Source organism: Pseudomonas sp. H2_A10, assembly GCF_054680085.1.
Map to the genome: position 1 here is coordinate 4,308,621 of NZ_CP162821.1, position 25,289 is coordinate 4,333,909.

Consider the following 25,289-nt stretch of genomic DNA (forward strand, 5'->3'; position numbering starts at 1 on the left):
GATAATGCGATTGGCCTTTTCGACCCTATTGAGCTCCACCCTCGCCCTGCTGCTGGCCAGTGCCGCCGTGATCGCGGCGCCACAACCGTACCTTACGGTGTATGGCGAAGCGGCCAAGTACCCTGCCGGTTTCACCCATTTCGACTATGCCAACCCCAATGCCCCCAAGGGCGGCAGCCTGCGGCGCTCGGCGATTGAGATCGGGCGTTTTGACCATGTGCTGCCCTATATAGACAAAGGTATCGGCGTGTCGCAGGTCGATGGCTGGCTGTATGCGCCCCTGGCCCTGCGCTCCCTGGACGAACCCTATACGGTCTACGGCCTGGTCGCCGAAAAGATGGATCGCGCCGATGACGGCCTGTCGCTGCGCTTCTACCTGAACCCCAAGGCGCGCTTTGCCGACGGCAAGCCCATCACCGCCGAAGACGTGCGCTACAGCTTTGATGTGTTGATGACCCAAGGCAGCCTGCGCTTTCGCACGTTGTTCGCCGACGTAAAGCACGTTGAAGTGGAAAGCAAGCGCCAAGTGCGCTTCGACTTTTCCAGCAATGAAAACCGCACCCTGCCCCTGGATATCGCCACGCTGCCGGTGTTCCCCGAGCACTGGTGGAAAACCCGCGATTTTGCCAATGGCGGCGGCTACGAAGCGCCGCTGGGCAGCGGCCCGTACAAGGTCAGTAAAGTCGACGCCGGCAACACCATCACGTTTACCCGCGACCCGGACTGGTGGGGCAAGGACCTGCCGGTGAGTCGCGGCCTTTACAACTTCGATCACCTGAGCCTGGAGTATTTCGGCGATACCGAGGTGGCTCGCCAGGTACTGCGCGGCGGCGCCTACGATTTCAACCGTGAGTTCTCCGCCACCGGCTATTCCATCGGCTACAACGGGCCGGCCCTTGACGATGGCCGCTTGCAACGCGCGCATTTGGCCAAGGAAATGCCACAACCGGCCCAGGGCTATGTGTTCAACGTGCAGAAGCCGATGTTCAAGGACCGCCGCGTACGCCAGGCACTGGCAATGTTGTGGGACTTCGAATGGGCCAACCGGCAGATGATGCGCAATATGTACATCCGCCAGCAGAGCTTTTTCTCCAACAGTCCGTTGGCCGCCAGCCAGTTGCCCACGAAGGAAGAACTGGCGATTCTCGAGCCGTTGCGCGGGCAAGTGCCCGAGGAAGTCTTTACCCAGGTGTTCAAGGCGCCGGTCACCGATGGCAGCGGCATGATCCGCGACAAGCAATTGCAAGCACTGGCGCTGCTGGAAGAGGCCGGCTGGAAACCGGACGGTGACCGGTTGGTAAATGCCGAAGGTGAGCCGTTGGAATTTACCTTTCTCAACGCCCAGGCGGGCCTTGAGCGCCTGTTGCTGCCCTACAAGCGCAACCTGGCGCAGATCGGCATTACCCTGAACATCCGTCGCATCGATTCCTCCCAGTACGTCAACCGTTTGATGGCGCGGGACTACGACATGATCGTCACCGGTTTTCCGGTCACCACCTCGCCAGGCATGGAGCTGTACAACTATTTCGGTTCAAGCGCAGCCTTCGATCCGGGCGCCAACAACTACATGGTGCTCAAGGACCCCGCCGTCGACACGTTGATCAAGGGCCTGGTCAAAGCGGACACCCAGGCGCAGATGCTCACCTACGCCCATGCCCTGGACCGGGTGCTGCAATGGAATTACCTGTGGATCCCCAATTACTACCCGCCCGGCACCTCCGCCGCGTGGTGGAACCGCTTCGGTCGCCCGGCCATCGAGGCCAAGAACGACGAAGCCCTGGAAACCTGGTGGGAAATCAGCCCCACGCCACTGACCCATGAGCAAATGAACGCCGAGCTGAAAAAACGCGGAGGGGCACGCTGATGTTTGCCTATATCGTGCGCCGCCTGCTGCTGATCATCCCGACCCTGGTGATCATCCTGCTGGTGAATTTCGTGATCGTGCAGGCCGCCCCCGGTGGCCCGGTGGAACAGGCCATCGCCCACCTGCAAGGGATTGGCGGCGGCGGTGTCGGCGGCTCTTCCGGCGAAGGTGTGAGCAGTGGTTCACGCGCCAGCCGTGGCCTGGACCCAAAGCTGATCAAGGACATCGAAAAACAGTACGGTTTCGACAAGCCCGCGCCGGAACGCCTGTGGCTGATGCTCAAGAGCTACGCTCAACTGGACTTCGGCAACAGTTTTTTCCGTGGCAAGACGGTGATCGATCTGATCCTGGAAAAAATGCCCGTCACTATCTCCCTGGGCCTGTGGGCCACGCTGATCACCTATCTGGTGTCGATCCCCCTGGGCATTCGCAAAGCGGTGCGCCATGGCAGCAGCTTTGACGTGTGGAGCAGCACCGCGATCGTGATCGGCTATGCGATGCCCGCGTTCCTGTTCGCGATGTTCCTGATCGTGGTGTTCGCCGGTGGCACCTCGCTGAACTGGTTCCCGGTGCGTGGCCTGGTCTCGGAAAATTTCGAAGAGCTGAGCACCGTGGGCAAGATTGCCGACTACTTCTGGCACCTGGTGCTGCCGGTGACGTCCCTGGTGATCGGCGGGTTCGCCACGCTGACCATCCTTACCAAGAACTCGTTTCTCAATGAGATCACCCGCCAGTACGTGGTCACCGCGCGGGCCAAGGGCTTGAGCGAGCGGCGCGTGCTGTACGGTCATGTGTTCCGTAACGCCATGCTGTTGGTGATCTCCGGAATTCCCCAGGCGTTCATCAGCGTGTTCTTCGCCGGCTCGCTGTTGATTGAAGTGATCTTCTCCCTCGATGGCCTGGGCCGCATGAGCTATGAAGCCGCCGTTTCGCGGGATTACCCGGTGGTGTTTGGTTCGCTATTTATCTTCACCCTGTTCGGCCTCTTGATAAAACTGATCGGTGATCTGTGCTACACCCTGGTGGACCCGCGTATCGACTTCGCCGCGAGGAACGCCTGATGCTCAATTTATCTCCCGTGGCCCGTCGGCGTTTTGAGCGTTTCAAGAAGAACCGCCGGGGCTGGTGGTCGCTGTGGCTGTTTATCGGCCTGTTTATCCTGACCCTCGGCGGCGAGTTGATCGCCAACGACAAACCGTTGGTGCTCAGCTACCAGAACGCGCTGTATTTCCCGGCATTCAAGCGCTACACCGAGCAGCAGTTTGGCGGCCAGTTGCCCTTTCAGGCGGATTACCGCAGCGATTACGTGCAAAAGCTGATCAAGCAGGACGGTGGCTGGATGCTGTTCCCACCCATCCCGTTCAGCGACGACACGCCCAACTACGAACTGACCCGCCCTGCCCCCAGCCCGCCCTCAGCGGTGAACTGGCTGGGCACCGATGATCAGTCCCGCGATGTGCTCGCACGGGTGATCTTCGGCGCGCGCGTATCGATCCTGTTCGCCTTGGCGCTCACCGCGATCAGCGCGGCCATCGGCATTGCCGCCGGGGCCTTGCAGGGTTACTACGGCGGCTGGGTCGACTTGCTCGGCCAGCGCGTTCTGGAGGTGTGGTCGGGCCTGCCGGTGCTGTACCTGCTGATTATCCTGTCAGGGTTCGTCGAGCCGAACTTCTGGTGGTTACTGGGGATCATGGCGCTGTTTTCCTGGCTGGCGCTGGTGGACGTGGTGCGCGCCGAATTCCTGCGCGGGCGCAACCTGGAGTACGTCAAGGCGGCACGCGCGTTGGGCCTGGGCGATGGCAAGATCATCCGTCGGCACATCCTGCCCAATGCGATGACCGCCACGTTGAGCTACCTGCCGTTTATCCTGACCGGGGCGATTTCCACCCTCAGTGCCTTGGATTTCCTCGGGTTCGGCATGCCCGCCGGCAGCGCCTCGCTGGGCGAGCTGATCGCCCAGGGCAAGCAGAACCTGCAAGCGCCCTGGCTGGGTTTGACGGCGTTTTTCACCCTGGCGCTGATCCTGTCGCTGCTGGTCTTTATCGGCGAGGCGTTGCGTGACGCCTTCGACCCACGTTCATGAGTGAGCCCCTATGAACCTGATCGAAATACGCGACCTCAACGTCGCCTTCAGCGGCCAGACCGTGGTGCGCAACCTGTGCCTGGACGTGCGCCCCGGCGAATGCTTGGCGCTGGTGGGCGAGTCCGGCTCGGGCAAGTCAGTCACCGCCCATTCGATCCTGCAACTGCTGCCCGAGGCCGGCACCCACACCACCGGTTCCATCAAGTATCGCGAACAGGAGTTGATCGGCGCATCCACCGCCACGCTGCAAAAACTGCGCGGCAACCGCATTGCAATGATTTTCCAGGAGCCGATGACGTCGCTAAACCCGCTGCACAGCATCGAAAAGCAAATCGGCGAAACCCTGCTGCTGCACAAGGGCCTGGGCGGTAAGGCGGCGCAGGCGCGCATCCTCGAACTGCTTGAACTGGTGGGTATCCAGAAACCCCAGGAACGCCTCAAGGCCTACCCGCACCAGTTGTCCGGCGGCCAACGCCAGCGGGTGATGATCGCCATGGCCCTGGCCTGCGAGCCGGAACTGCTGATCGCCGACGAGCCCACCACCGCGCTGGACGTGACCGTGCAGCGCAAAATCCTGTTGCTGCTCAAGTCGCTGCAACAACGCCTGGGCATGTCGCTGTTGCTGATCAGCCATGACCTCAACCTGGTGCGCAGCATTGCCCAACGCGTGTGCGTGATGCGCGCCGGCGAAATCGTCGAGCAGGCCGCATGCGAGACCTTGTTCACCGCACCGCAACACCCCTACAGCCGTCTGTTGCTGGACGCCGAGCCTTCCGGCGACGTGTTGTGTGCCGACCCGCGCGAAACCGTGCTGGAAGTCAACGACCTGAACGTGCACTTCCCCCTCGGCGGCGGGCTGTTTCGGCGCAAGACCTATTTGCACGCGGTGAATGGCATCAGCCTCAGCGTGCAGCGCGGCAAGACCCTGGGGATTGTCGGCGAGTCCGGCTCGGGCAAGTCCACCCTGGGCCAGGCGATCCTGCGTTTACTCGACTCCACCGGCAGCATCCGCTTCCAGGGCCATGCCCTTGACCCGCTCAACCACCAACAGATGCGCCCGTGGCGCAAGCAGATGCAGGTGGTGTTCCAGGACCCTTACGGCAGCCTCAGCCCGCGCATGTCGGTGCAGCAGATCATCAGCGAAGGCCTGCAAGTGCATGCGCCGTGCAGCCTGGCCGAGCGCGACGCCCAAGTGATCCAGGTGCTCAAGGATGTGGGCCTCGACCCGGCCAGCCGCCACCGCTACCCCCATGAGTTTTCCGGAGGCCAGCGCCAGCGCATCGCCATCGCCCGCGCTTTGGTACTCAAGCCGGCGCTGATGCTGTTGGATGAGCCGACCTCCGCGCTGGACCGCACGGTACAAAAACAGGTGGTCGCGCTGTTGCGTGAGCTTCAGGAAAAATACGGCCTGACCTACTTGTTCATCAGCCATGACCTGGCGGTGGTGCGCGCCATGGCCCATGACATGATCGTGATCAAGGATGGCAAGGTGGTGGAGCACGGCGCGAGCCATGCCGTATTTGAATCGCCACAGCATCCCTACACCCAGGAGCTGCTGGCCGCCGCGTGTGGGCTGTCGACATGAACAGCCGCCTGACGGACTACCAACACGTTCGCGGGCTGGCCATCCAGTCGCTGTTCGAGATCATCGAGCAGTCCAGCGAAGGCACGGTGATTGTCGACCGTGACGCGAATATCGTCTGGATGAACGAGCGCTACGCCAAGCGCTTCGGCCTCAAAAGCGCCGAAGAAGCCATCGGCCAAGCGTGCGAACAGGTGATCTCCAACAGCCTGTTGCGCCAGGTCGTGCGCACCGACCGGCCGATTTTGCTGGATATCCAGGACACGCCCAAAGGCCCGCTGGTGGTAATGCGCCTGCCGATCCACGACGATGCCGGCGAGGTGATCGGGGCGATTGGTTTTGCGCTGTTCGACGAACTGCGCAACCTGTCGCCATTGATCGAGCGCTACCTGAGCATGCAGCAGGAGCTGGCCTCTACCCGCTCGCTGCTGCGCGCACGCCAGAGCAAATACAATTTCGCGCACTTTATCGGCACCAGCGCCGCCAGCCTCGAAGTCAAGCGCCGCGCCCGGCGCAGCGCGAGCGCCGAGTCGCCGGTGCTGCTGCTGGGGGAAACCGGCACCGGTAAAGAACTGCTCGCCCAGGCCATTCATGGTGCATCGCCGCGCGCCCACAAAGCTTTCGTCAGCATCAACAGTGCCGCCATTCCCCATGATCTGTTGGAGGCCGAATTTTTCGGCACTGCGCCCGGTGCGTTTACCGGCGCCGACCGCAAAGGGCGTCCCGGCAAGTTTCAGATCGCCCAGGGCGGCACGCTGTTTCTCGATGAAATCGGCGACATGCCCTTGCCGCTGCAAAGCAAGCTGCTGCGGGTATTGCAGGAGAAGGAGTTCGAGCCGGTCGGCTCCAACGAAATGCTGCACAGCGATGTGCGGGTGATTGCTGCCACGTCGATGGACCTGGAAGCGGCGATCAAACGTGGCGAGTTCCGCGCGGACTTGTATTACCGCCTGAATGTGCTGCCGATCCAGGTGCCGCCGCTGCGTGAGCGTTTGGAGGATATTCCTGCGTTGAGCGAGGCGATCCTGGAAGAGTTGCGCAGCCAGCATGAACTGGATCGCGAAGCGCTGGCCCTGCTCGCGCAACATGCGTGGCCGGGGAATATCCGCGAGTTGCGCAACGTGTTGGAGCGTGCCGCATTGTTAAGTGATGACCTGGTGTTGAATGCGGGAGAGATTCGCGCGGCGATTGGCACGTTCAGCCCGGTGGAACGCGGCACTGGCGTGGCGCCGGTTGAGGGCGAAACGTTTATGGCGGCGCGGGAGCGCTTCGACCGGCAAGTGATCGCGGCGGCGCTCAAGGCTTGTGAGGGGAATGTGGTGGAGGCTGCCAACCGGTTGGGGCTGGGGCGGTCGACCCTGTACAAGAAAATGGTCGCACTGGGCATCAACGATTCTCAGTAAAGAGACTAAATTCTCCATATAAAGACAAACCCTGTGGGAGGACGCTTGCTCCCGATAGCGGTATGAAAGTCACTGTATTAGCTAGCTGACCCACCGCAATTGGGAGCAAGCCCCCTCCCACAGTTGATTCATGCATGTCTCTAAAATGAGATATTCTTTCGAGATCGCTTCGAAGTACCGAAAAATACCTTTTAATATCAATACGTTAACTAACTGGCACAAATCTCGCTATAGCCCTCCCCAAAGCACCATCCCACAAAAATAACAATCCAATCTGGAGACACACCATGAGTGTGATCATTGCCCTGGCAGCCCTGGCGCTGCTGATGCTGGCTGCCTACCGTGGCTATAGCGTTATCCTGTTCGCCCCCATCGCCGCCCTCGGCGCCGTGCTGCTCACCGACCCGTCCGCCGTTGCCCCGGCCTTTACGGGGGTATTCATGGAGAAAATGGTCGGGTTCATCAAACTGTATTTCCCGGTGTTCCTGCTCGGTGCGGTGTTCGGCAAGCTGATCGAGCTGTCGGGCTTTTCGCGCTCGATTGTCGCGGCCGCGATCCGCTTGCTCGGCACGCGCCAGGCGATGCTGGTGATCGTGCTGGTCTGCGCCCTGCTCACCTACGGCGGCGTGTCGCTGTTTGTGGTGGTGTTTGCGGTGTACCCGTTCGCGGCGGAGATGTTCCGCCAGAGCAATATCCCCAAGCGCCTGATCCCGGCGACCATCGCCCTCGGTGCGTTTTCGTTCACCATGGACGCCCTGCCCGGCACGCCGCAGATCCAGAACATCATCCCCAGCACCTTCTTCAACACCACCGCCTGGGCTGCGCCTTGGCTGGGCTTGATCGGTACGGTTTTCGTGTTCTGCGCCGGCATGCTCTACCTGGCACGCCAACGCAACAAGGCGCAGCGCGCCGGCGAGGGCTATGGCACCGAACTGCGCAACGAACCGGAAACCGCCGAAAACCTGAGCCTGCCCAACCCATGGGTCGCGCTGTCGCCACTGATCCTGGTCGGCGTGATGAACCTGTTGTTCACCCGCTGGATCCCGCTGTGGTACGGCAAGACCCATAGCCTCAGCCTGCCGGGCATGAGCACCCCGGTGACCACAGATATCGCCAAGCTCACCGCGATCTGGGCGGTGCAGGCGGCGTTGCTGGTGGGGATTATCGTGGTGCTGGTGTTCGGCTTTTCGGCGATCAAGAGCAAGCTGGCCGAGGGCAGTAAAAGTGCGGTCAGCGGTGCGCTGCTGGCGGCGATGAACACCGCTTCGGAGTACGGCTTTGGCGCGGTGATTGCCTCGCTGCCGGGCTTTCTGGTGCTGGCGGACTGGCTCAAGGGCATCCCCAACCCGCTGGTCAACGAAGCGATTACCGTGACCCTGTTGGCGGGCATCACCGGTTCCGCCTCGGGCGGCATGAGCATCGCCTTGGCGGCCATGTCCGAGAGTTTTATTTCGGCGGCCCACGCGGCCAATATTCCTCTTGAAGTGCTGCACCGGGTCGCGGCCATGGCCAGCGGCGGCATGGACACCCTGCCCCACAACGGCGCGGTGATCACCTTGCTCGCGGTCACCGGGCTGACCCACCGCGAAGCCTACAAGGATATTTTTGGCATCACGATCATCAAGACGCTTGCGGTGTTCGTGGTGATCGCTACTTTCTATGCCACCGGCATTGTGTGAGGTTTGTATGACGACATTGAACGGCAAGACCGCGCTGGTCACCGGTTCCACCAGCGGCATCGGCCTGGGGATCGCCCTCAGCCTGGCCAAGGCCGGCGCCAACCTGATTCTCAACGGCTTCGGCGATGCCAGTGCGGTGATCGCCCAAGTGCAGGCGTTTGGCGGCAAGGTCGGGCATCACCCGGCGGATGTCAGTGACCCGGCGCAAATCGCCGACATGCTCGCCTACGCCGAGCGCGAATTCGGCGGCGTGGACATCCTGGTCAACAATGCGGGGATCCAGCACGTGGCCGCCGTGGAAGACTTCCCGGCCGAACGTTGGGACTCGATCATTGCCATCAACCTTTCTTCGGTGTTCCACAGCACACGCTTGAGCCTGCCGGGCATGAAGGCCAAGGGCTGGGGGCGTATCGTCAATATTGCCTCGGTGCACGGCCAGGTCGGCTCCGTGGGCAAGGCCGCCTATGTGGCGGCCAAGCATGGCGTGATCGGCCTGACCAAAGTGGTAGGCCTGGAGACGGCCACCAGCAATGTGACCTGTAATGCTATTTGCCCGGGCTGGGTGCTGACGCCGCTGGTGCAGAAGCAGATCGATGACCGCATCGCCACGGGCGTGGCCCCGCAACAGGCGCAGCATGATTTGCTGGCCGAAAAGCAGCCGTCGCTGGAGTTCGTGACGCCGCCGCAATTGGGTGAGTTGGTGTTGTTTTTGTGCAGTGAGGCCGGCGCCCAGGTGCGTGGGGCCGCGTGGAATATCGATGGTGGTTGGCTGGCCCAATAAGACCAAACACCGCCCCTCCCACATAAGAATTCCAGTGCTTGGAAGACCTGCACAAGAAAAGAGACTTCGCTTATGTCCGACATCCTCTGGCAACCCTCCCCGGAACGCATTGCCAACAGCCGAATGGACCAGTTCCGGCGCTTCATCAACAACCGCCACAACGTGCAGCTCAATGACTACCCCGCCCTGCACCAGTGGAGCATCGACCAGCGTCCCGACTTCTGGCGCGCCATCGTAGCGTTCTTCGACGTACAGTTTCGCAGCCCGCCCAGCGCAGTGCTGGTCGAAGACCTTGAGATGCCCAGCGCGCAGTGGTTTCCCGGCGCGACCCTGAACTTTGCCGAACACCTGCTGCGTCGGCGCGATGAGCATGCGGCCGTGGTTGCGATCAGCGAAGACGGCCAGCGCGAACAACTCACCTACGCCGAACTGGCCCAGCACGTCGCCGGTTTACAGCGCAGCCTGCGCGCAGCCGGTGTCACCCTGGGCGACCGCGTGGCGGCGTGCATGCCCAACACTTGGCAAACCCTGGTCGGCATGCTCGCCACCACCGGTTTGGGCGCGATCTGGTCGTGTTCCTCGCCGGACTTCGGCACCCAGGGTGTCATCGACCGTTTCGGTCAAATCGAGCCCAAGGTGCTGATCACCTGTGCCGGTTACCGCTATGCCGGTAAAACCATCGACCAAAGCCGCAAACTCAATGAGATCCTCGACCGGCTGCCGTCCCTGGAGCAATTGATTGTGCTGCCGTATGCGCGGCCCCAGGCGCGGGTCGAGGACTACCACACCCAGGCGAACGTGGCGCTGTGGGCTGATTTTTACCAAGCCGGCGGCGAGCCCGAATTCGTCGCGGTACCGTTCGACCATCCGCTGTACATCCTCTACTCCAGCGGCACCACCGGCGTGCCCAAATGCATCATCCACGGCACCGGCGGCGTGCTGCTCACGCACCTGAAGGAACACGGCCTGCATGCCGATTTGTCGAGGGAGGACTGCCTGTTCTACTACACCACCTGCGGCTGGATGATGTGGAACTGGCTGGTGTCGGTGCTGGCGATCGGCGCCACGGCGGTGCTGTATGACGGCTCGCCGTTTCACCCAGGCCCCGAGCGCTTGATCGACCTGATCGATGCCGAAAGGATCAGCGTGTTCGGCACCAGCCCCAAGTTCCTCGCCACCCTGGAAAAAGCCGGGCTGCAACCGCGCCGCAGCCATGACTTGAGCAGCCTGAAGACGCTGATTTCCACCGGCTCGCCGCTGTCGCCGCAGAGCTATGACTACGTGTACCGCGAAATCAAGGCCGAGCTGTGTTTGTCATCGATGTCCGGCGGCACCGATATCGTCTCCTGTTTTGTGATCGGCAACCCGGTGTTGCCGGTACGGCGCGGCGAAATGCAGTGCAAGAGCCTGGCGATGGCGATCGAGGTGTGGGACGACCAGGGCCACCCCTTGATCGGTGAAAAAGGCGAACTGGTGTGTACCCGGCATTTCCCGGCCATGCCCATCGGTTTGTGGAACGACCCGAATCAAAAGCAGCTGCGCGCGTCCTATTTCAGCCAATTCCCCGGCGTCTGGGCCCAGGGCGACTACGCCGAGCAACGCCCGAACGGCAGCCTGTTGATCCACGGACGCTCCGACGCGGTGCTCAACCCCGGCGGCGTGCGCATCGGCACGGCGGAGATCTATCGCCAGGTGGACAAAGTCCCGCAGGTGCTGGAAAGCCTGGCCATCGGCCAACGCTGGCAGGACGATGTGCGCGTGGTGCTGTTTGTGCGCCTCGATGACGGGGTTGCGCTGGATGATGCGCTGGAGCAGCAGATCCGCCAGGTGATCCGCGCCAACACCACCCCTCGCCATGTACCGGCCAAGATCGTCGCGGTCACGGATATCCCCCGCACCCTCAGCGGCAAGATCGTCGAACTGGCGGTGCGCAACGTGGTACACGGCGAGCCGGTGAAAAACACCGACGCCCTGGCCAACCCGCAGGCGCTGGAGGAGTTTCGCAACCGCCCCGAGCTGGCGTGAAGATGAAAGGTTTCAGCCCACCGGCACTCCTTTGAAGAAAACCCCCAAATGCGTGCTATTTTTTGGGGGTAGTCACTCATTCCCGACTCACGGGATAATGAGTGTTGTCATTTTTCAAAGCGTTACGCTCAGGGCTTTTTATGAAGGAAACATCCACCGTTAGCGAAGCCGCAGCGTTGATTGCACGGCTGGACTGGGCACGAAGCCCGCTCGGTGAGGCCAATGACTGGCCGCAAAGCCTGCGCACCGCCGTGGACATCGTCGTCCACTCGCCGATGCCGATGCTCCTGCTGTGGGGCAGCCAACTCATCCAACTCTACAACGATGGTTTCGCCTTGCTGGCGGGCAACAAGCACCCCGAGGCCATGGGCCAGCCGGCGCACCAGACGTGGCCGGAGCTGGAGAGCTTCACGGCACCGATCTACGAGGCCGTGCTCACCGGCCAGGTGCGCACCTTCAGCGAGCAGCGGTTTGTGCTGCAACGCGATCACCGCGACACCGAGATCTGGCTCGACCTGACCTACAGCCCGGTTCGCGATGAAAGCGGCGATGTGGCGGGTATTCTGGTCACCGCCATCGAAACCAACGAACGTCGCAGTAAAACCCTTGAACTGCAGCAACGCTCCGAAGACAGCCTCAAGGCCCAGCACAACACCGAGCAACGCCTGCAACTTGCCCTGGCGGCCACCGACGCCGTGGGCACCTGGGACTGGGATATCGGCGAAGACCGCTTTATTGCCGATGCCCACTTCGCGTATCTGCATGGCGTTCACCCCAGCGACGCCGGCCTGCTGCCGATCAGCGATTACCTGCACGGCGTCCACCCCGAAGACCGTGGCACGGTGGCGCGCAGCATCAAGCACTGCATCACCCACGGCACCGAATACGCCGAGGAATACCGCCTGTTGCAAGCCGACGGCCAAGTGCGCTGGGTGTTTGCGCGCGGGCGTTGCTACCAGGACCGCCACGGTCGCCCGGCGCGCTTTTTAGGTGCCGCGCTGGACCTCACCGAACGCAAGAACACCGAACAGGCCCTGCGCCAGAGCCAGACCGAATTGCAGCTGATCATCAACGCCATGCCGGTGCTGATCGGTTACGTCGACCACGAACAACGTTTTCGTCTGAACAATAGTGCCTATCTCGAGTGGTACGGCATGACGCCTCAGGAGCTGTACGGCAAGACCATCCGTGAAGTGCTGGGCGATGAGGTGTATGCCGGGCGCGCAGACAAGATCGCCGCGGCGCTCAAGGGCAAGGCGTGCAGTTTCCTGACGGTCACCCCTCATCGCGACGGGCGGCCGCGCCATGCGCTGATGAAGTACCTGCCGCGCTTCAGCAATGACGGCTCGGTCAATGGCTTTTACATTTTTGTGATCGATGAGACCGAACGCAAACTCACCGAAGAAGCCCTGCGCCATCTCAACGAGAACCTCGAAGAACGCGTGGCCCAGCGCACCCAGGCGCTGGCCGAAGCCAACCAGCGCCTGCAAAACGAAATGTACGAACGTGAGCGCGCCGAAGACGCATTGCGCCATGCGCAAAAAATGGAAGCCGTGGGCCAGCTCACAGGCGGTATTGCCCACGACTTCAACAACATGCTCACCGGGATTATCGGCAGCCTCGACCTGATGCAGCGCTATATCGCCGCCGGGCGCAGTGAGGAAATCGGCCGTTTTACCGATGCCGCCGTGTCTTCGGCCCATCGCGCAGCCGCCCTCACCCACCGCCTGCTGGCCTTCTCGCGGCGCCAGTCGCTGGATCGCCAGCCACTGGACCCAAACCAATTGGTAGCGTCCCTGGAGGACCTGTTCCAGCGCACCAAAGGCGCGCACATCACGCTCAAGGTGCAACTGGGCCAAGACATCTGGCCGGTCAACACCGATGCCAGCCAATTGGAAAACGCCCTGCTCAACCTGGTCATCAACGCCCGCGATGCCATGCCGGATGGCGGTGAGCTGCTGATCGAAACCGCCAACAGTTACCTGGACGGCACCGACATCACCACCCTCGAACCGGTCAAGGTCGGCGACTACGTGATGCTCGGCGTGTGCGACAACGGCAGTGGCATGGCGCCGAAGATCCTGGCCAAGGCGTTCGACCCGTTCTTCACCACCAAACCCATCGGCCAGGGCACCGGCCTGGGGCTGTCGATGATCTACGGCTTTGCCCAGCAGTCCGGCGGCCACGTGACCATCCAGAGCGAACCGGGCCAGGGCACCTGCGTGCGCCTGTACCTGCCGCGCCTGCACGGCACCGCGCTGGAGAGCAGCCTGCCCGCCAGCCTCGGCGAAGCGCCGGTGGCATTGGCCGGTGAAGCCGTGGTGGTGGTGGAGGACGACCCGGCGGTGCGCATGCTGGTGGTGAATGTGCTCGACGAACTCGGCTACACCGCTCATCAGGCAGCGGACTCGCGCACCGCATTGCCACTGCTGGAGTCGGACCTGCGCGTGGACTTGCTGGTGACCGATGTGGGTCTGCCGGGGATGAATGGCCGACAACTGGCGGAAATCGCCCGCCAGCGTCGACCTGGCCTCAAGGTATTGTTCATGACCGGCTACGCCGAAAAAGCCGCCGAGCGCCAGGGCTTCCTGGAAGACGGCATGGACATGGTGGCCAAGCCGTTTTCGATTGACCTGCTCGCCACTAAAATCCGCAGCATGATCAACGCCGATGATTCAGTTCAGGCATAATCGCGCGCCGTCGCCTACCTGGTAGAGCCTTATGAAAGCCCAAGCCCGTCACATCCTGGTAAAAACCAGCGAAGAAGCTGAACAGCTCAAGCAGCGCATCGCCAAGGGTGAAGCCTTTGATGTGCTGGCCAAGAAGTACTCCACCTGCCCCTCCGGCAAGCGCGGCGGGGATTTGGGTGAAGTGCGGCCTGGGCAGATGGTGGGGGCCATTGATGCGGTGATCTTCAAGAAACCGGTCAAAGTGGTGCACGGGCCGATCAAGAGCAAGTTCGGGTATCACCTGGTGCAGGTGTTTTACCGCGACTGAGGGGTTGGCTTTAGAGCCGCTATCGGAGCAGGCAGCCATTCACCTCGGTATCAACGCCCCCCGCACCTGAATCACCCGACTCGCCAGCCGATGCCCCGCCAAAGCCGCCTCCTCTGGCGAACCGCCCTTGAGCCGACTGGCCACATACGCCGCACTGAACGAATCCCCCGCCGCCGTCGTATCCACTACCCTCTCGACCTTCAATGCCGGCACAGCAAAGTGCTCGGCATTGCAACGGATCAGGCATTCATTCGCGCCGCGCTTGAGCACCACTTCGGCAATCTCCGGGTACGCCGCAAACACCTGCTCGCTGTCGGCAAAACCAAACAGCGCCTGCTCGTCGTCCTCGGTCAGCAAGGCGATATCCACCTCGGCCAGCACTGGGCGATACGCCGCGCGCGCCGCCTCGACACTGGCCCACAAGCGCGGCCGGTAATTGTTGTCGAACACCACCTTGGCACCGCGCCGACGGGCCTCAATCAAGGCCAGCAGCAAGCGCTCACGCCCGACTTCGCCGATTACCGCCAGGGTGATGCCGCTCAAATACACCACGTCGTAACCCGGTAACGCCGCCAGAATGGGTTCAGCCGCAGGCGTAGTGAAGCACTCGCGCACGGCGGCCTCGTTGCGCCAGTACAGGAATTTACGTTCGCCGCCGGCATCGGTCTGGATGCAGTACAAACCGGGCAGCCGCCCAGGCAGGCGCTGGACCCTTTCCAGCCCCAGGCCCTCGTCGGCCCACTGCCGGCACATGGCGTCGCTGAAACTGTCATCGCCCAAGGCGGTGACGTAGTCGACGCTGCCGATAGCGCCCAGCTCGCGGCGCAGGTACACCGCCGTATTCAGGGTGTCGCCACCGAAGCTTTGCTGCAGGCTGCCGTCGGCGCGGTGTTGCAGTTCGATCATGCATTCGCCGATCAGGGCGATGCGCGGGTTTGTGTTCATGCCTTGTGATCTCTGGTGTGGCGGGTGGCCGCTGCGCGACTCGGTCTAGAAGCAGGTATGCAGGCTTTCGATCACGCGCAACTCTGAATCCACCAGGCACCCCACCTGCCACTTATCGAACGTCAGGCATGGGTGGGAAGTACCGAAGGACATAATGTCGCCGACCCGCAACTCGACCCCCGGCGCCACCACCATGAACGCGTGCTGATCCATCACCGCCGTGACCTTGCACGCGCTGACATCATCGCCTTCGGCCGGCACGATCCCGGCCTTGTAACGCTTGAGTGGCACCGGCAAGCCGGCGTCGTAAGCCACATCGCGCTTGCCCATGGCGATCACCGCAAAGCCAGGCTCAGGCAACGATTGCACATGCGCCCAGACTTCCAGCGCTGGGCGCAGGCCTTCGTTGAGATCAGTGCGGCGGTCGAGCACGCAGCATTGCGCGTCTTTGTAGATGCCGTGGTCATGGGCCACATAACTGCCGGGGCGCAGTACGCTGAGGAAACGGCCGGCAGCGTTCTGCTGCTCAAACGACTCAGCGATCAGGTCGTACCAGGCCGACCCCGACGCGGTGATGATCGGCTTGGGCAAGTCGAAAGAACCGCTGTTTTGCAGGTCTACCGCCAGACGCACCAGGCTCGCGGCGAAGTCGCGAATGCCACTGATGGCGTGCTCGCCATGGATCACCCCTTCATAGCCTTCAATGCCGGTGAGGGCCAGGGCCGGTTGGGCCTTGATCGCCTTGGCCAGGTCGCGCACTTGCTGTTCACTGCGGCAACCGCAACGGCCGCCGACCACACCGTATTCGATCATCACGTTCAGGCGCAGGCCACGGGCGGCGAAGAACCGCCCAAGATCGGCGACGTTGTCCGGGTGATCGACCATGCAATGGAAGTCAAACGCCTCGTCGGCCAGCAACTCGGCAATCAACGCCATGTTCGGCGCGCCCACCAGTTGGTTGGCCATCAATACACGACGCACACCACCGGCATAGGCGGCGCGGGTCTGTACCGCGTTGGCCAGCGTGATACCCCAGGCACCTGCCTCAAGTTGGCGCTGGAATAGCGCCGGCATCATGCTGGTCTTGCCATGGGGCGCCAACTGGGCGCCGCTGTTGCTGACAAAATCCTGCATCCAACGGATGTTGTGCTCCAGCGCCTCGCGATGCAGGACCAGGGCCGGCAAGCTGACGTCACGGACCAGGTGTGCACCGAGGGTAGCGGCGCCTTTTTCAACGGCGTTGATGGCGGACATGGAAAACTCCTATTCGTTGATGCGACGGGCCAGGTTGTTGGCGCTGTCGATCAACACCCGGCGATAGTCGTTGTAATTTTTAATCGCGTCGGCGCGTGGCGCGACAATGCACAGGGTCGCGATGCTGACGCCCTGCGCGTCCCGCACCGGGGCGGCAAAGCAATGGGTAAAGGTGTCGGCCACGCTGTCGAAGGAGAAGAACCCATCGAGGGTGGCCTGACGGATTTGCGCCAGGAACGTGTCCAGCGCCAAGCGCTGGCCGTCCGGCAGGATGAAATCGTCGGGGTCGATCAGCTCGACAATCTGCTGGTCGCTCAAGTGCCCCAGCAACAGGCGCCCGGAGGCGGTCCACGGAATCGGTGCGTTTTCGCCGATGTCCGAGGAAATCCGGAAATGCCGCTCACCTTCGCGCATCAGCGCCACGGTGTATTTGCGCCCGTTGAGCAGGCACATCTGCGCGGTTTCGTGGGTTTGGCTGACGATTTCCTGCAAGGCGTGGTCGGCCTCGCGGGTCAGGTCGAAGTGGCGCAAGTGCGCCTGGCCGAGAAAGTACAGCTGGCGGCCCAGGTACACGTGGCCGTCCTTGCCCACGGTTTCCAGGATGCGCCGCTCCAACAAGGAAGCGACCAGTTCGTAGACGGTGGACTTGGGGCTGCCGATGCCACTGGCAATATCATTCGGACGCAGGGGCTGGCCGATCTCCTTGAGGAAATCGAGGATATCGAATGCACGGTCCAGGCCTTTGGCGCGGCGTTTGATGGTGTCTTCGGTCATGACAGTTTTCGGTCCGGTAAAAGGGTTGTGCTGCACAGTGAACCCTGTGGGAGGGGGCTTGCTCCCGATAGCGGTGGGTCAGTGTCAGATGCATTCATTGACACCCCCTCATCGGGGGCTTGCCCCTCCCACACTTGATTTGCCGTGCTTTCAAGAGTCGGGCAATTTAGCCCTTTTTCTTGTAGGCCACGCAATCGATCTCGACCTTGCAATCGACCATCATGTTGGCCTGCACACAGGCCCGCGCCGGGGCGTGCTCGGGGCTGAAGTATTCGCCGAACACCTTGTTGAAACTCCAGAAGTCCCGCGGGTCTTCGAGCCACACGCCCACGCGCACCACGTCCTTGAGTTCGTAGCCGGCTTCTTCGAGGATCGCTACCACATTGCGCATAGTCTGCCGGGTTTGTTCGATGATGCCGCCGGTGATGATTTCACCGTCCACCGCAGGCACCTGACCTGAGACGTACAACCAACCGTCCGCCTCCACCGCGCGGGCGAAAGGGCGCGGCTGACCGCCGCCGGCAGTGCTACCGGCACCGTAACGAGTGATGCTCATAAAAAATGCTCCTGATTAAAAACGAATATTCTTCAAAAATTCCGCCAGGCGCGGCGACTGCGGCCGTTCGAATATGTCTTTCGACGACCCCTGCTCCTCGATACGCCCCTGGTTCATGAACACGATCTTGTCTGAAACTTCATAGGCAAAACGCATTTCGTGGGTAACCAGCAACATGGTCATGCCCTCTTCCGCCAGCCCCTTGATGACGCTGAGTACCTCCCCGACCAATTCCGGGTCGAGGGCTGAGGTGACTTCGTCGAACAGCATCAGGCTGGGGTTCATGGCAATGGCGCGGGCAATCGCCACCCGCTGTTGCTGGCCGCCGGACAACTGGCCGGGGAAGTGGTTGCGACGTTCCAGCAAGCCGACGCGGTCCAGCCATTTTTCGGCCAACGCCACCGCCTCATCCTTGCCCATTTTTTTGACTTTGAGCAGGCCCAGGGTGACGTTTTGCAACGCGGTCAAATGCGGAAACAGGTTGAACTGCTGGAACGCCATGCCGGTCATCGCACGGTGTTGGGCAATCACGCGCTCCGGGTGACGCACGCGCTTGCCACCGATATCGCTGTAGCCGATGGACTCGCCGTCCAGGGTGATCCGGCCGCCCTGGAATTCTTCCAGCAGGTTGACGCAACGCAACAACGTGGTCTTGCCCGAGCCGCTGGAGCCGATCAAGGTCACCACGTTGCCGCGCTGCATCGACAGGTCGACGCCCTTGAGCACTTCGACCGCGCCGTATTGTTTACGCAAACCGCAAATGTTCAGCAGCGGCTCGGTTGTTTGAGGTTGGTTCATGGCAAGGCCACCCGTTTTTCTATGTAGCGCCCGAATAACTCGATGGCGTAGTTGATGACAAAGAACATGAAGCCGGCGAACAGGTAGAACTCCAGGGTCATGAAGGTGCGCGCGATCACCTGTTGGGTGCTCAGCAGCAACTCGGCCACGCCGATCACCGAGAGCAGGGTCGAGGCCTTGACGATTTCCGTGGAGGAATTGACCCAGGTCGGCAGGATCTGGCGCAGCGCCTGGGGCAACAATACGTAGGCCAGGGATTGGCGAAACGTCAGGCCAATCGCCTTGCCCGCTTCCAACTGCCCACGGGGAATGGCTTGCAGCGCGCCGCGCACGATTTCCGAGACGTGGGAGCCACAGAATAAGGTCAGACCGACCGCACCGGCCTGGAATGCGCTGATCTGCCAACCGAGGGCCGGCAGCATGTAGAAACAGGCCAGCACCAGCACAAACACCGGCGTGCCACGGATCAGATCCACGTAAAGACGAAACGGCGCACGCATCCAGAATGTGCCGTAGGTCAGCACCAGCCCGGCAAAAATACCGATCAGAGTGCCGAAGATAATCGCCAGCGCCGAACAATAAATGCTGGTTTGAAACCCCGCCCAGAGGGTGTCCCGGGCGATCCACAACTCATGCAGCCAACTGGGAGACTCGTACATGCAAACCCTCCTTAACGACGGATCGCCAGACGCTGTTCCAAGTAACGGAGCAGCATGGCAATGAGGTAACAGGCCGCCACGTAGAGCGCGGTCGTGACCAGCCAGGTTTCAATTACCCGGTAGCTTTCAACGTTGATCTTGCGGGCGTAATACGTCAGTTCGGGCACCGCGATGGCAGCGGCCAGCGAGGTGTCCTTGAACAGCGAGATAAAGTTGTTCGACAGCGCGGGCAGCACGTTGCGCAGCATCACCGGCACGGTGATATAAGCGCGGATACGCCACTCACCGAGGCCAATCGCCAGCCCGGCTTCACGCAGCCCCTTGGGAATATTCAACAGCCCGGCGCGGAATACTTCGGTCAGGTAGGCACCGGCGTAGAGCGACAAGGTGATGATGAACGAGGGGATCTTGTCCAGCCGGACCCCCAGGCTGGGCAAGGCGAAGTAGATCAACAGGATCAGCACCAGGATCGGCGTATTGCGGATCACCGTCACATACACCGAGGCGAAGAGGCGCAAGGCGCGGTGCCGGGACAGCATGGCGAAGGCCATCAGCAGGCCGATCACGCAACCGATGGCGATCGACAGCACAGCCAGTTGCAGGCCCAGGCCGAGCCCCGCCAGCAAGGTGTCGAAATCGCGCCACACGGCGGCAAAGTTCAACTGGTAGTTCATGGTCAGCAGTACCTGATTGGGGCGCCCTGACGGGCGCCCCGGTTAGTCCGAATCACTTGAATTCAACAGGGAAACCAATCGCCGGCTCGGGCAGATCAACGCCAAACCATTGCTTGAACGAGGCCTTGTAGGTGGGGAATTCCACACCGGTCATGGCTTCATGCAGGGCGGTATTGACGAAGTTCAGCCAATCCTGGTCGCCACGCTTGACTGCGCACGCATAGGTTTGCGGGCTCCAGGCGTAGGCCGGGCTGCGGTAACGGCCGGGGTTCTGCACCATCAGGTATTTGACCGAGGACTGGTCGGTGGCGGCTGCATCGGCGCGGCCGGAGTTCACGGCCTGGTACATCAGGTCGACGCTGTCGTACTGGTCGACCTTGGCCTTGGGCAGCGCCTGGTGCACCAGTTCTTCGGCATACACGTTTTGCAGCACGGCCACGGTAACGCCGTCGCCGGCGGCCTGCAGGTCTTCAATCTCTTTGTATTTGCTGTTGGCCGGTAGCAGCAGGCCCACCCCTTCGCGGTAGTACGGCAGGGTGAACGCCACTTGCTGCGCACGGCTGGCGGTGACGGTAATGAACTGGCAACTCATGTCGACCTTGTCGGTCAGCAGGTTGGGAATACGTGCGTCGGACGACTGCACCACAAACTCGACCTTGGACGGGTCATTGAACAACCCCTTGGCCACGATGCGACCGATGTCGATATCGAACCCTTGCAACTTGCCATCCGCTCCCTGGAAGTGCCACGGCGCATTGGTACTGCCTGTACCCACGATCAGGTGCCCACGCTTGAGCACGTTATCGAGCTTGCTGTCCGCCGCCTGCACGATGCCTGCGAGGGAAGCCGATGCGGCGAAGAGAAAAACACACGCTTTGAACACGGAAGGTCGGTGATGCATGACAAGCACTCCAAGGGTTGTGTATTCCGCTATAACGGAACTTAGTATGTAACAACGGAATAGACAGCAGAAAGTGTGCCACACATCTGAAGGGCAACCTATCGTCGTCATAAACTCGTTTCTAATCAGCTAGATGGACGGAGCCAGGAGATGAGGCGTTGCGCCAGCATCTGAAATCAAATTGCTACCGAAGGCCCCACGCAGGGGTGACAGCGCCACGGAGGTGCATCACCGCCCCGTTACCGGGCATGACCGCCCATGGAAACTTCCTCGGGCTGAATTGGCGGTTGGCCCCGCAAAATGACAACGCGAGCGCGTCTACCTGTGAAGGTTGACAGTAGACGCTGGGAATCCTGTGACTTAGCGTACCCACGACAACATTAAAGCCGGGTGCACAAGGAGGTTCTCATGGGCGTAATCACTTCGGTTATCAAGGACCTTGATGAGTACCATCGGATCCTGAAGAAACACACGCTGGTCATCGTGCTGTTTACCTCACCGTACTGCCAGGCATGTCTCGGGCTTGGTCCACGCTTCCACCGCGTTGCCGAACGGTACGCCGACCGCGTCAAAAGCCTGCTGCTGGACACCAGCCAAACCCCGAGAATCGACGGCGTGGACGGAACCCCTACCCTGGTGGTGTACAAAAATGCCCTTGAGGTAGAAAACCTCAAGGGCATCGGTGAACCGCAGGAACAGGAAGCGATCCTGGAGGAAGTATTCAGTGACTATGCGCCAACGGTACTAACGCCACCTGTGTCACCCGTCGCTCCTCCACCGCCGCAACCGTCAAGCGCCAGCCCTCATGTTCCAGGCTGTCGCCCACCCTTGGCAGGCGATCTAGCAGACTCACTACCAACCCTGCCAGGGTTTGATAATCCTGGGTCGCGACCGCCTTGAAGCCGGTACGCTGACGCACTTGATTGAGGTTCAAGGCGCCGTTGGCACGGAAGCCACCGCCTTCCTCGACAATATCCGGCCCCTCGATCTCACTGGCATCCGGTAACTCACCGGCGATGGACTCAAGGATGTCGGTCATGCTCAATACGCCCATGAAATCCCCGAATTCATTGATCACAAAGGCGATATGGGTCGACTCCTGGCGCATCTGCTCCAGAGCATTGAGGATCGAGAAGCTCTCCAGCAGGTTGATCGCGCGGCGCGCCAGGTGCTCCAGGTTCAGCTCGTTGCCGGCCAGGCACGCCTTGAGCAACTCTTTTTTGTGCACAAAACCCAAGGGCTCATCCACCGCGCCATTACGGATCAGCGGCAAGCGCGAGTAGGACGAATGCATCAGCTTCAGACGAATCGAATCGGCATCGTCCGTCAGGTCGATGAAGTCGACCTTGGCCCGCGGCGTCATCAGGCTGCGGATCGGCCGCTCAGCCAATTGCAGCACACCGCTGATCATCACCCGCTCACGACGGTCAAACAGCGGGCCTTGCGCCGCATCCGTCTCACCCAGAAGGTCGGCCACCTCCTCGCCCACTTCTTCCACCGCCAGGCTGCGACCGCCCAGCAAGCGCATCACCGCATGGGCGGTTCGCTCACGCACCGGCAACACACCCTGCGCCGACTTTTTGCGACGAGCGCGAGCAATCTGGTTGAACACCTCGATCAGGATCGAGAAACCAATCGCCGCGTACAGATAACCCTTGGGAATATGAAAGCCCAGGCCCTCGGCAGTCAGGGCAAAACCGATCATCATCAAAAAGCCCAGGCACAGCATGATCACCGTGGGATGAGCATTGACGAAGCGCGTCAGCGGTTTGCTGGCGACGATCATCAGGCCAATGGAAATGATCACCGCGATCATCATCACCGCCAGTTCATCGACCATGCCCACCGCGGTAATCACCGCATCCAGCGAGAACACCGCATCGAGCACCACGATCTGCGCCACGATCGGCCAGAACATCGCGTAAGCCACATTGCCCGCGCGCTGCGCCACATGACCTTCAAGGCGTTCGTGCAGCTCCATGGTGGCCTTGAACAGCAGGAACACACCGCCAAACAGCATGATCAGGTCACGGCCGGAGAAGCTCTTGTCGAACACTTCGAACAGCGGCTGGGTAAGGGTCACCAGCCAGGAAATACTCGCCAGCAGGCCCAGGCGCATCAACAGCGCCAGGGACAAACCGATCAACCGCGCACGGTCGCGCTGTTCCGGCGGCAACTTGTCGGCCAGGATCGCGATAAACACCAGGTTGTCGATGCCCAGCACCAGTTCCAGCACAATCAACGTCAACAGGCCGAGCCAGGCCGTTGGGTCCGCTAACCATTCCATTTATAAAGCCTCTTTAACGATGTTCAGAATGCCAGACACAGCAATGCGCGATCAGTGGACCGGGACAGGATGAGTAGACGGAATACGGGATGCTTCAGCTGGAACAGCGACAGCGGGTGTCTTGGGAAAAGACGACTGGGAGGCTCCGAGAGGGTGTTCATGCAAGTCCTGCGATGGGAAAAGGACTTGAATCGTACAGGCGAAATACAAATGTCCTACAACGCAAAACTACTACAAAACCTGTCTCTATAAGCAGCGGATGATCACAACGTACGAGGGCTTGCCCCTTCCCACACTGTGATCCCCTGTTGAATCAGGATTTTCGGGTGGCGTCGTCCAACGCCAAAATGGTGTGGGCATTCGTGACGGTGGTTGCGAGGGTATTGATCACCCCCGAGCGCAAAGCCCCCAGCGTCGCCGCCGCCTTGGTGTTCTCACTGGCAATCGCCACCACGTCGGGAATCCGAAACAACTCTTGCACCGTCAAGCCGATCACTCGCCCCTGGATGGCGTTGACCGCCGGCTGGCCATGAATGTCGATAAAGTCATAGCCCATCATGTCGCCCACGGTGCCGGACAACCGCGCCTGGGCGATTTCCTGCGGCGAGAACCACCCCATGCGCACCATGTTGCTGTTTTCGCTCATGTCGCCGATGCCGATCAGCGCAATATCCGCCCGGCGCGCACGGTCCAGGGTCGAGCGCACCGTATCGTTGTTGATCAACACGCCGCGCAGTTCCGGGTTGGCCACCAGGGCCGGGGCGTACAGGCTTTCACTTTCACCGCCAAAACGCAGGGCCAGGCGACGGCAGATGTGGTCAGGGTTCATGTATTCGCCCGCCTTGAGCGAGCCGCCGATGGCGCAAACAAACGTACAGTTGCGCGTCACCGGCAAGAACACATTATCGGCAACGGCCCCGACGTTGCGGCCCATGCCCACGGCGACGATCATGCCGTCACTCAAGGTCTTGTTCAGGTAATTCGCCACCAGGCTGGCGACGGCCGAGCGCTGGGTGTCGGGGTCGCTGTGATCGACGGCGATCAGCGCGCGATCCAGCTTGAAGCGCTCCACCAACGCCCGCTCCAGCTCGTTGTTCATTGCCGGATGCTGCAACACACGCACCTCGACAATCCCCTCATCGCGCGCGCGCTTGAGCAAGCGGCTGACTTTCGCGCGCGACAGGTCGAAGCGCTTGGCGATGGCTTCCTGAGTGACGTTCTCGAGGTAATAGAGCATCGCCACTTCGGTCATCTGATCGATATCGCTGGCAATGCGCTGGGTACTGTCACTCATGGGGACGGGCTTCCGTTTCGGCGTCAAAGGCGCATTCTCCCGACTCTTGCCCTGTTACGTCCACTACTGATGCCCATCACGCTCGATCGCATTGATGCGCTCAACCTTGGCCCCGGAACGCGCCGCTTCGAACTCAGACTCCAGGAACGATTTGACGATGCTCTTGGCCAGCTCGGCGCCGATCACCCGCGCGCCGATGGACAGAATCTGCGCATCGTTACTCTTGCGCGCACGCTCGGCCGAGTAGGTGTCGTGAGCCTGGGCCGCGCGAATGCCCAACACCTTGTTGGCTGAAATAGCCATGCCGATACCGGTGCCGCACACCAGTACGCCGAGCCGCTGCTGCCCGTTATTGATCGCATTGGCCACCGCCAGCGCAATGTCCGGGTACAACACCGGCGCCGTGGAATGGGTGCCGAAGTCGGTCACCGGATAGCCCAGCGCCTCGATGTGGCGCTTCAACAGCTCCTTGAGCTCAAAACCCGCTTCATCGCATCCGATAGCCACCGCAAAAGGTGTGTTCATGGCGTCTGGCTCCACTGCCGTGATCGTGCCCAAGACCGATCATATGATCAATCAATGAAATTTTGCTCAGTCATTTCTCAGGCATCTTACAGCCACTGTCAAGCATGTTTTCACTGACTCGGCGGTCAAATCCGTCTAAAGGGGGCCTTATTGACCCAATTCATCAGAATTGTAGCTTTTACATGAAAGGGATTGACTGATCAGAATT

The 25,289-nt window shown here is 61.2% G+C and carries 21 protein-coding genes and 1 pseudogene; 11 read left to right on the plus strand and 11 right to left on the minus strand.

The features are described 5' to 3' along the window. The first annotated feature begins 4 nt into the window (after nucleotides 1-4). From AB4O23_RS20200 to AB4O23_RS20245, 10 genes are all read left to right on the plus strand, one after another. Nucleotides 5-1,864 carry an extracellular solute-binding protein gene (locus AB4O23_RS20200; protein WP_065878365.1) on the plus strand — a complete coding sequence of 620 codons (1,860 nt, stop codon included), beginning with the start codon at nucleotides 5-7 and terminating at the stop codon, nucleotides 1,862-1,864. Beyond that, nucleotides 1,864-2,925: a microcin C ABC transporter permease YejB gene (locus tag AB4O23_RS20205; RefSeq protein WP_017527980.1), complete on the plus strand. Its 1,062-nt coding sequence runs from the start codon at nucleotides 1,864-1,866 to the stop codon at nucleotides 2,923-2,925. Before AB4O23_RS20200 ends, AB4O23_RS20205 begins: the two co-directional genes overlap by 1 nt. After that, nucleotides 2,925-3,947, plus strand: coding sequence for an ABC transporter permease (locus AB4O23_RS20210; protein ID WP_017527981.1), 1,023 nt, complete (start codon nucleotides 2,925-2,927; stop codon nucleotides 3,945-3,947). Before AB4O23_RS20205 ends, AB4O23_RS20210 begins: the two co-directional genes overlap by 1 nt. A 10-nt stretch (nucleotides 3,948-3,957) precedes the next feature. Beyond that, nucleotides 3,958-5,532, plus strand: coding sequence for an ABC transporter ATP-binding protein (locus AB4O23_RS20215; protein ID WP_065878363.1), 1,575 nt, complete (start codon nucleotides 3,958-3,960; stop codon nucleotides 5,530-5,532). Beyond that, entirely contained in the window at nucleotides 5,529-6,932 is a 1,404-nt protein-coding gene (locus tag AB4O23_RS20220; protein WP_065878360.1) for a sigma-54 interaction domain-containing protein, read from the plus strand. The genes AB4O23_RS20215 and AB4O23_RS20220 overlap by 4 nt, the downstream gene beginning before the upstream one ends. 287 nt (nucleotides 6,933-7,219) lie before the next feature. Further along, entirely contained in the window at nucleotides 7,220-8,611 is a 1,392-nt protein-coding gene (locus AB4O23_RS20225; protein ID WP_017527984.1) for a GntP family permease, read from the plus strand. A gap of 7 nt (nucleotides 8,612-8,618) precedes the next feature. Further along, on the plus strand, nucleotides 8,619-9,392 hold the full coding sequence (locus AB4O23_RS20230; protein WP_068934770.1) for a 3-hydroxybutyrate dehydrogenase: 774 nt from the start codon (nucleotides 8,619-8,621) through the stop codon (nucleotides 9,390-9,392). Nucleotides 9,393-9,464: 72 nt separating this feature from the next. After that, nucleotides 9,465-11,417: an acetoacetate--CoA ligase gene (locus tag AB4O23_RS20235; RefSeq protein ID WP_017527986.1), complete on the plus strand. Its 1,953-nt coding sequence runs from the start codon at nucleotides 9,465-9,467 to the stop codon at nucleotides 11,415-11,417. A 140-nt stretch (nucleotides 11,418-11,557) separates the two neighbouring features. After that, nucleotides 11,558-14,107, plus strand: coding sequence for a PAS domain-containing protein (locus AB4O23_RS20240; RefSeq protein ID WP_460069256.1), 2,550 nt, complete (start codon nucleotides 11,558-11,560; stop codon nucleotides 14,105-14,107). Between the two features lie 31 nt (nucleotides 14,108-14,138). Further along, nucleotides 14,139-14,414, plus strand: coding sequence for a peptidylprolyl isomerase (locus AB4O23_RS20245; protein ID WP_003174397.1), 276 nt, complete (start codon nucleotides 14,139-14,141; stop codon nucleotides 14,412-14,414). Nucleotides 14,415-14,453: 39 nt separating this feature from the next. Here AB4O23_RS20245 and AB4O23_RS20250 read toward each other — a convergent pair whose 3' ends face one another. The 8 genes from AB4O23_RS20250 to AB4O23_RS20285 all read right to left on the minus strand — a co-directional run bounded on the left by AB4O23_RS20250 (nucleotide 14,454) and on the right by AB4O23_RS20285 (nucleotide 20,975). Continuing rightward, complete coding sequence (locus AB4O23_RS20250; protein WP_137220263.1) at nucleotides 14,454-15,359, minus strand: sugar kinase; 906 nt, start codon at nucleotides 15,357-15,359, stop codon at nucleotides 14,454-14,456. A 45-nt stretch (nucleotides 15,360-15,404) separates the two neighbouring features. After that, on the minus strand, nucleotides 15,405-16,613 hold the full coding sequence (locus tag AB4O23_RS20255; RefSeq protein WP_065878352.1) for an amino acid deaminase: 1,209 nt from the start codon (nucleotides 16,611-16,613) through the stop codon (nucleotides 15,405-15,407). Nucleotides 16,614-16,622: 9 nt separating this feature from the next. Next, the gene (locus AB4O23_RS20260; protein WP_017527990.1) at nucleotides 16,623-17,387 is read right to left on the minus strand and encodes an IclR family transcriptional regulator; all 765 of its coding nucleotides are present in this window, start codon (nucleotides 17,385-17,387) and stop codon (nucleotides 16,623-16,625) included. A 166-nt stretch (nucleotides 17,388-17,553) separates the two neighbouring features. Beyond that, on the minus strand, nucleotides 17,554-17,943 hold the full coding sequence (locus AB4O23_RS20265; RefSeq protein ID WP_017527991.1) for a RidA family protein: 390 nt from the start codon (nucleotides 17,941-17,943) through the stop codon (nucleotides 17,554-17,556). Nucleotides 17,944-17,958: 15 nt separating this feature from the next. Further along, nucleotides 17,959-18,741, minus strand: coding sequence for an amino acid ABC transporter ATP-binding protein (locus AB4O23_RS20270; protein ID WP_017527992.1), 783 nt, complete (start codon nucleotides 18,739-18,741; stop codon nucleotides 17,959-17,961). Next, the gene (locus AB4O23_RS20275) at nucleotides 18,738-19,400 is read right to left on the minus strand and encodes an amino acid ABC transporter permease (protein ID WP_017527993.1); all 663 of its coding nucleotides are present in this window, start codon (nucleotides 19,398-19,400) and stop codon (nucleotides 18,738-18,740) included. Before AB4O23_RS20275 ends, AB4O23_RS20270 begins: the two co-directional genes overlap by 4 nt. A gap of 11 nt (nucleotides 19,401-19,411) precedes the next feature. Continuing rightward, nucleotides 19,412-20,074 carry an amino acid ABC transporter permease gene (locus AB4O23_RS20280; protein ID WP_017527994.1) on the minus strand — a complete coding sequence of 221 codons (663 nt, stop codon included), beginning with the start codon at nucleotides 20,072-20,074 and terminating at the stop codon, nucleotides 19,412-19,414. 52 nt (nucleotides 20,075-20,126) lie between these two features. Further along, the gene (locus AB4O23_RS20285) at nucleotides 20,127-20,975 is read right to left on the minus strand and encodes a transporter substrate-binding domain-containing protein (protein ID WP_017527995.1); all 849 of its coding nucleotides are present in this window, start codon (nucleotides 20,973-20,975) and stop codon (nucleotides 20,127-20,129) included. Between the two features lie 408 nt (nucleotides 20,976-21,383). Here AB4O23_RS20285 and AB4O23_RS20290 point away from each other — a divergent pair. Then, a pseudogene (locus tag AB4O23_RS20290) lies at nucleotides 21,384-21,602 on the plus strand (thioredoxin family protein); the annotation flags it as partial. A gap of 94 nt (nucleotides 21,603-21,696) precedes the next feature. On the opposite strand, the gene AB4O23_RS20295 reads toward AB4O23_RS20290, so the two are convergent. The 3 genes from AB4O23_RS20295 to rpiB form a co-directional block, all read right to left on the minus strand. Beyond that, nucleotides 21,697-23,262 (minus strand): TerC family protein, encoded by a 1,566-nt coding sequence (locus tag AB4O23_RS20295; protein ID WP_065878344.1) that lies wholly within the window; start codon nucleotides 23,260-23,262, stop codon nucleotides 21,697-21,699. 313 nt (nucleotides 23,263-23,575) lie between these two features. Then, nucleotides 23,576-24,556 (minus strand): sugar-binding transcriptional regulator, encoded by a 981-nt coding sequence (locus tag AB4O23_RS20300; protein WP_017527998.1) that lies wholly within the window; start codon nucleotides 24,554-24,556, stop codon nucleotides 23,576-23,578. A 63-nt stretch (nucleotides 24,557-24,619) separates the two neighbouring features. Then, nucleotides 24,620-25,081 (minus strand): ribose 5-phosphate isomerase B, encoded by a 462-nt coding sequence (gene rpiB / locus AB4O23_RS20305; RefSeq protein WP_017527999.1) that lies wholly within the window; start codon nucleotides 25,079-25,081, stop codon nucleotides 24,620-24,622. Nucleotides 25,082-25,289: the final 208 nt, after the last annotated feature.

Excerpts from the sequence above, each read along its gene's own strand:
- AB4O23_RS20200 (WP_065878365.1), top strand. The coding sequence starts at position 5 with ATGCGATTGGCCTTTTCGACCCTATTGAGCTCCACCCTCGCCCTGCTG.
- AB4O23_RS20205 (WP_017527980.1), top strand. The coding sequence starts at position 1,864 with ATGTTTGCCTATATCGTGCGCCGCCTGCTGCTGATCATCCCGACCCTG.
- AB4O23_RS20210 (WP_017527981.1), top strand. The coding sequence starts at position 2,925 with ATGCTCAATTTATCTCCCGTGGCCCGTCGGCGTTTTGAGCGTTTCAAG.
- AB4O23_RS20215 (WP_065878363.1), top strand. The coding sequence starts at position 3,958 with ATGAACCTGATCGAAATACGCGACCTCAACGTCGCCTTCAGCGGCCAG.
- AB4O23_RS20220 (WP_065878360.1), top strand. The coding sequence starts at position 5,529 with ATGAACAGCCGCCTGACGGACTACCAACACGTTCGCGGGCTGGCCATC.
- AB4O23_RS20225 (WP_017527984.1), top strand. The coding sequence starts at position 7,220 with ATGAGTGTGATCATTGCCCTGGCAGCCCTGGCGCTGCTGATGCTGGCT.
- AB4O23_RS20230 (WP_068934770.1), top strand. The coding sequence starts at position 8,619 with ATGACGACATTGAACGGCAAGACCGCGCTGGTCACCGGTTCCACCAGC.
- AB4O23_RS20235 (WP_017527986.1), top strand. The coding sequence starts at position 9,465 with ATGTCCGACATCCTCTGGCAACCCTCCCCGGAACGCATTGCCAACAGC.
- AB4O23_RS20240 (WP_460069256.1), top strand. The coding sequence starts at position 11,558 with ATGAAGGAAACATCCACCGTTAGCGAAGCCGCAGCGTTGATTGCACGG.
- AB4O23_RS20245 (WP_003174397.1), top strand. The coding sequence starts at position 14,139 with ATGAAAGCCCAAGCCCGTCACATCCTGGTAAAAACCAGCGAAGAAGCT.
- AB4O23_RS20250 (WP_137220263.1), bottom strand. The coding sequence starts at position 15,359 with ATGAACACAAACCCGCGCATCGCCCTGATCGGCGAATGCATGATCGAA.
- AB4O23_RS20255 (WP_065878352.1), bottom strand. The coding sequence starts at position 16,613 with ATGTCCGCCATCAACGCCGTTGAAAAAGGCGCCGCTACCCTCGGTGCA.
- AB4O23_RS20260 (WP_017527990.1), bottom strand. The coding sequence starts at position 17,387 with ATGACCGAAGACACCATCAAACGCCGCGCCAAAGGCCTGGACCGTGCA.
- AB4O23_RS20265 (WP_017527991.1), bottom strand. The coding sequence starts at position 17,943 with ATGAGCATCACTCGTTACGGTGCCGGTAGCACTGCCGGCGGCGGTCAG.
- AB4O23_RS20270 (WP_017527992.1), bottom strand. The coding sequence starts at position 18,741 with ATGAACCAACCTCAAACAACCGAGCCGCTGCTGAACATTTGCGGTTTG.
- AB4O23_RS20275 (WP_017527993.1), bottom strand. The coding sequence starts at position 19,400 with ATGTACGAGTCTCCCAGTTGGCTGCATGAGTTGTGGATCGCCCGGGAC.
- AB4O23_RS20280 (WP_017527994.1), bottom strand. The coding sequence starts at position 20,074 with ATGAACTACCAGTTGAACTTTGCCGCCGTGTGGCGCGATTTCGACACC.
- AB4O23_RS20285 (WP_017527995.1), bottom strand. The coding sequence starts at position 20,975 with ATGCATCACCGACCTTCCGTGTTCAAAGCGTGTGTTTTTCTCTTCGCC.
- AB4O23_RS20295 (WP_065878344.1), bottom strand. The coding sequence starts at position 23,262 with ATGGAATGGTTAGCGGACCCAACGGCCTGGCTCGGCCTGTTGACGTTG.
- AB4O23_RS20300 (WP_017527998.1), bottom strand. The coding sequence starts at position 24,556 with ATGAGTGACAGTACCCAGCGCATTGCCAGCGATATCGATCAGATGACC.
- rpiB (WP_017527999.1), bottom strand. The coding sequence starts at position 25,081 with ATGAACACACCTTTTGCGGTGGCTATCGGATGCGATGAAGCGGGTTTT.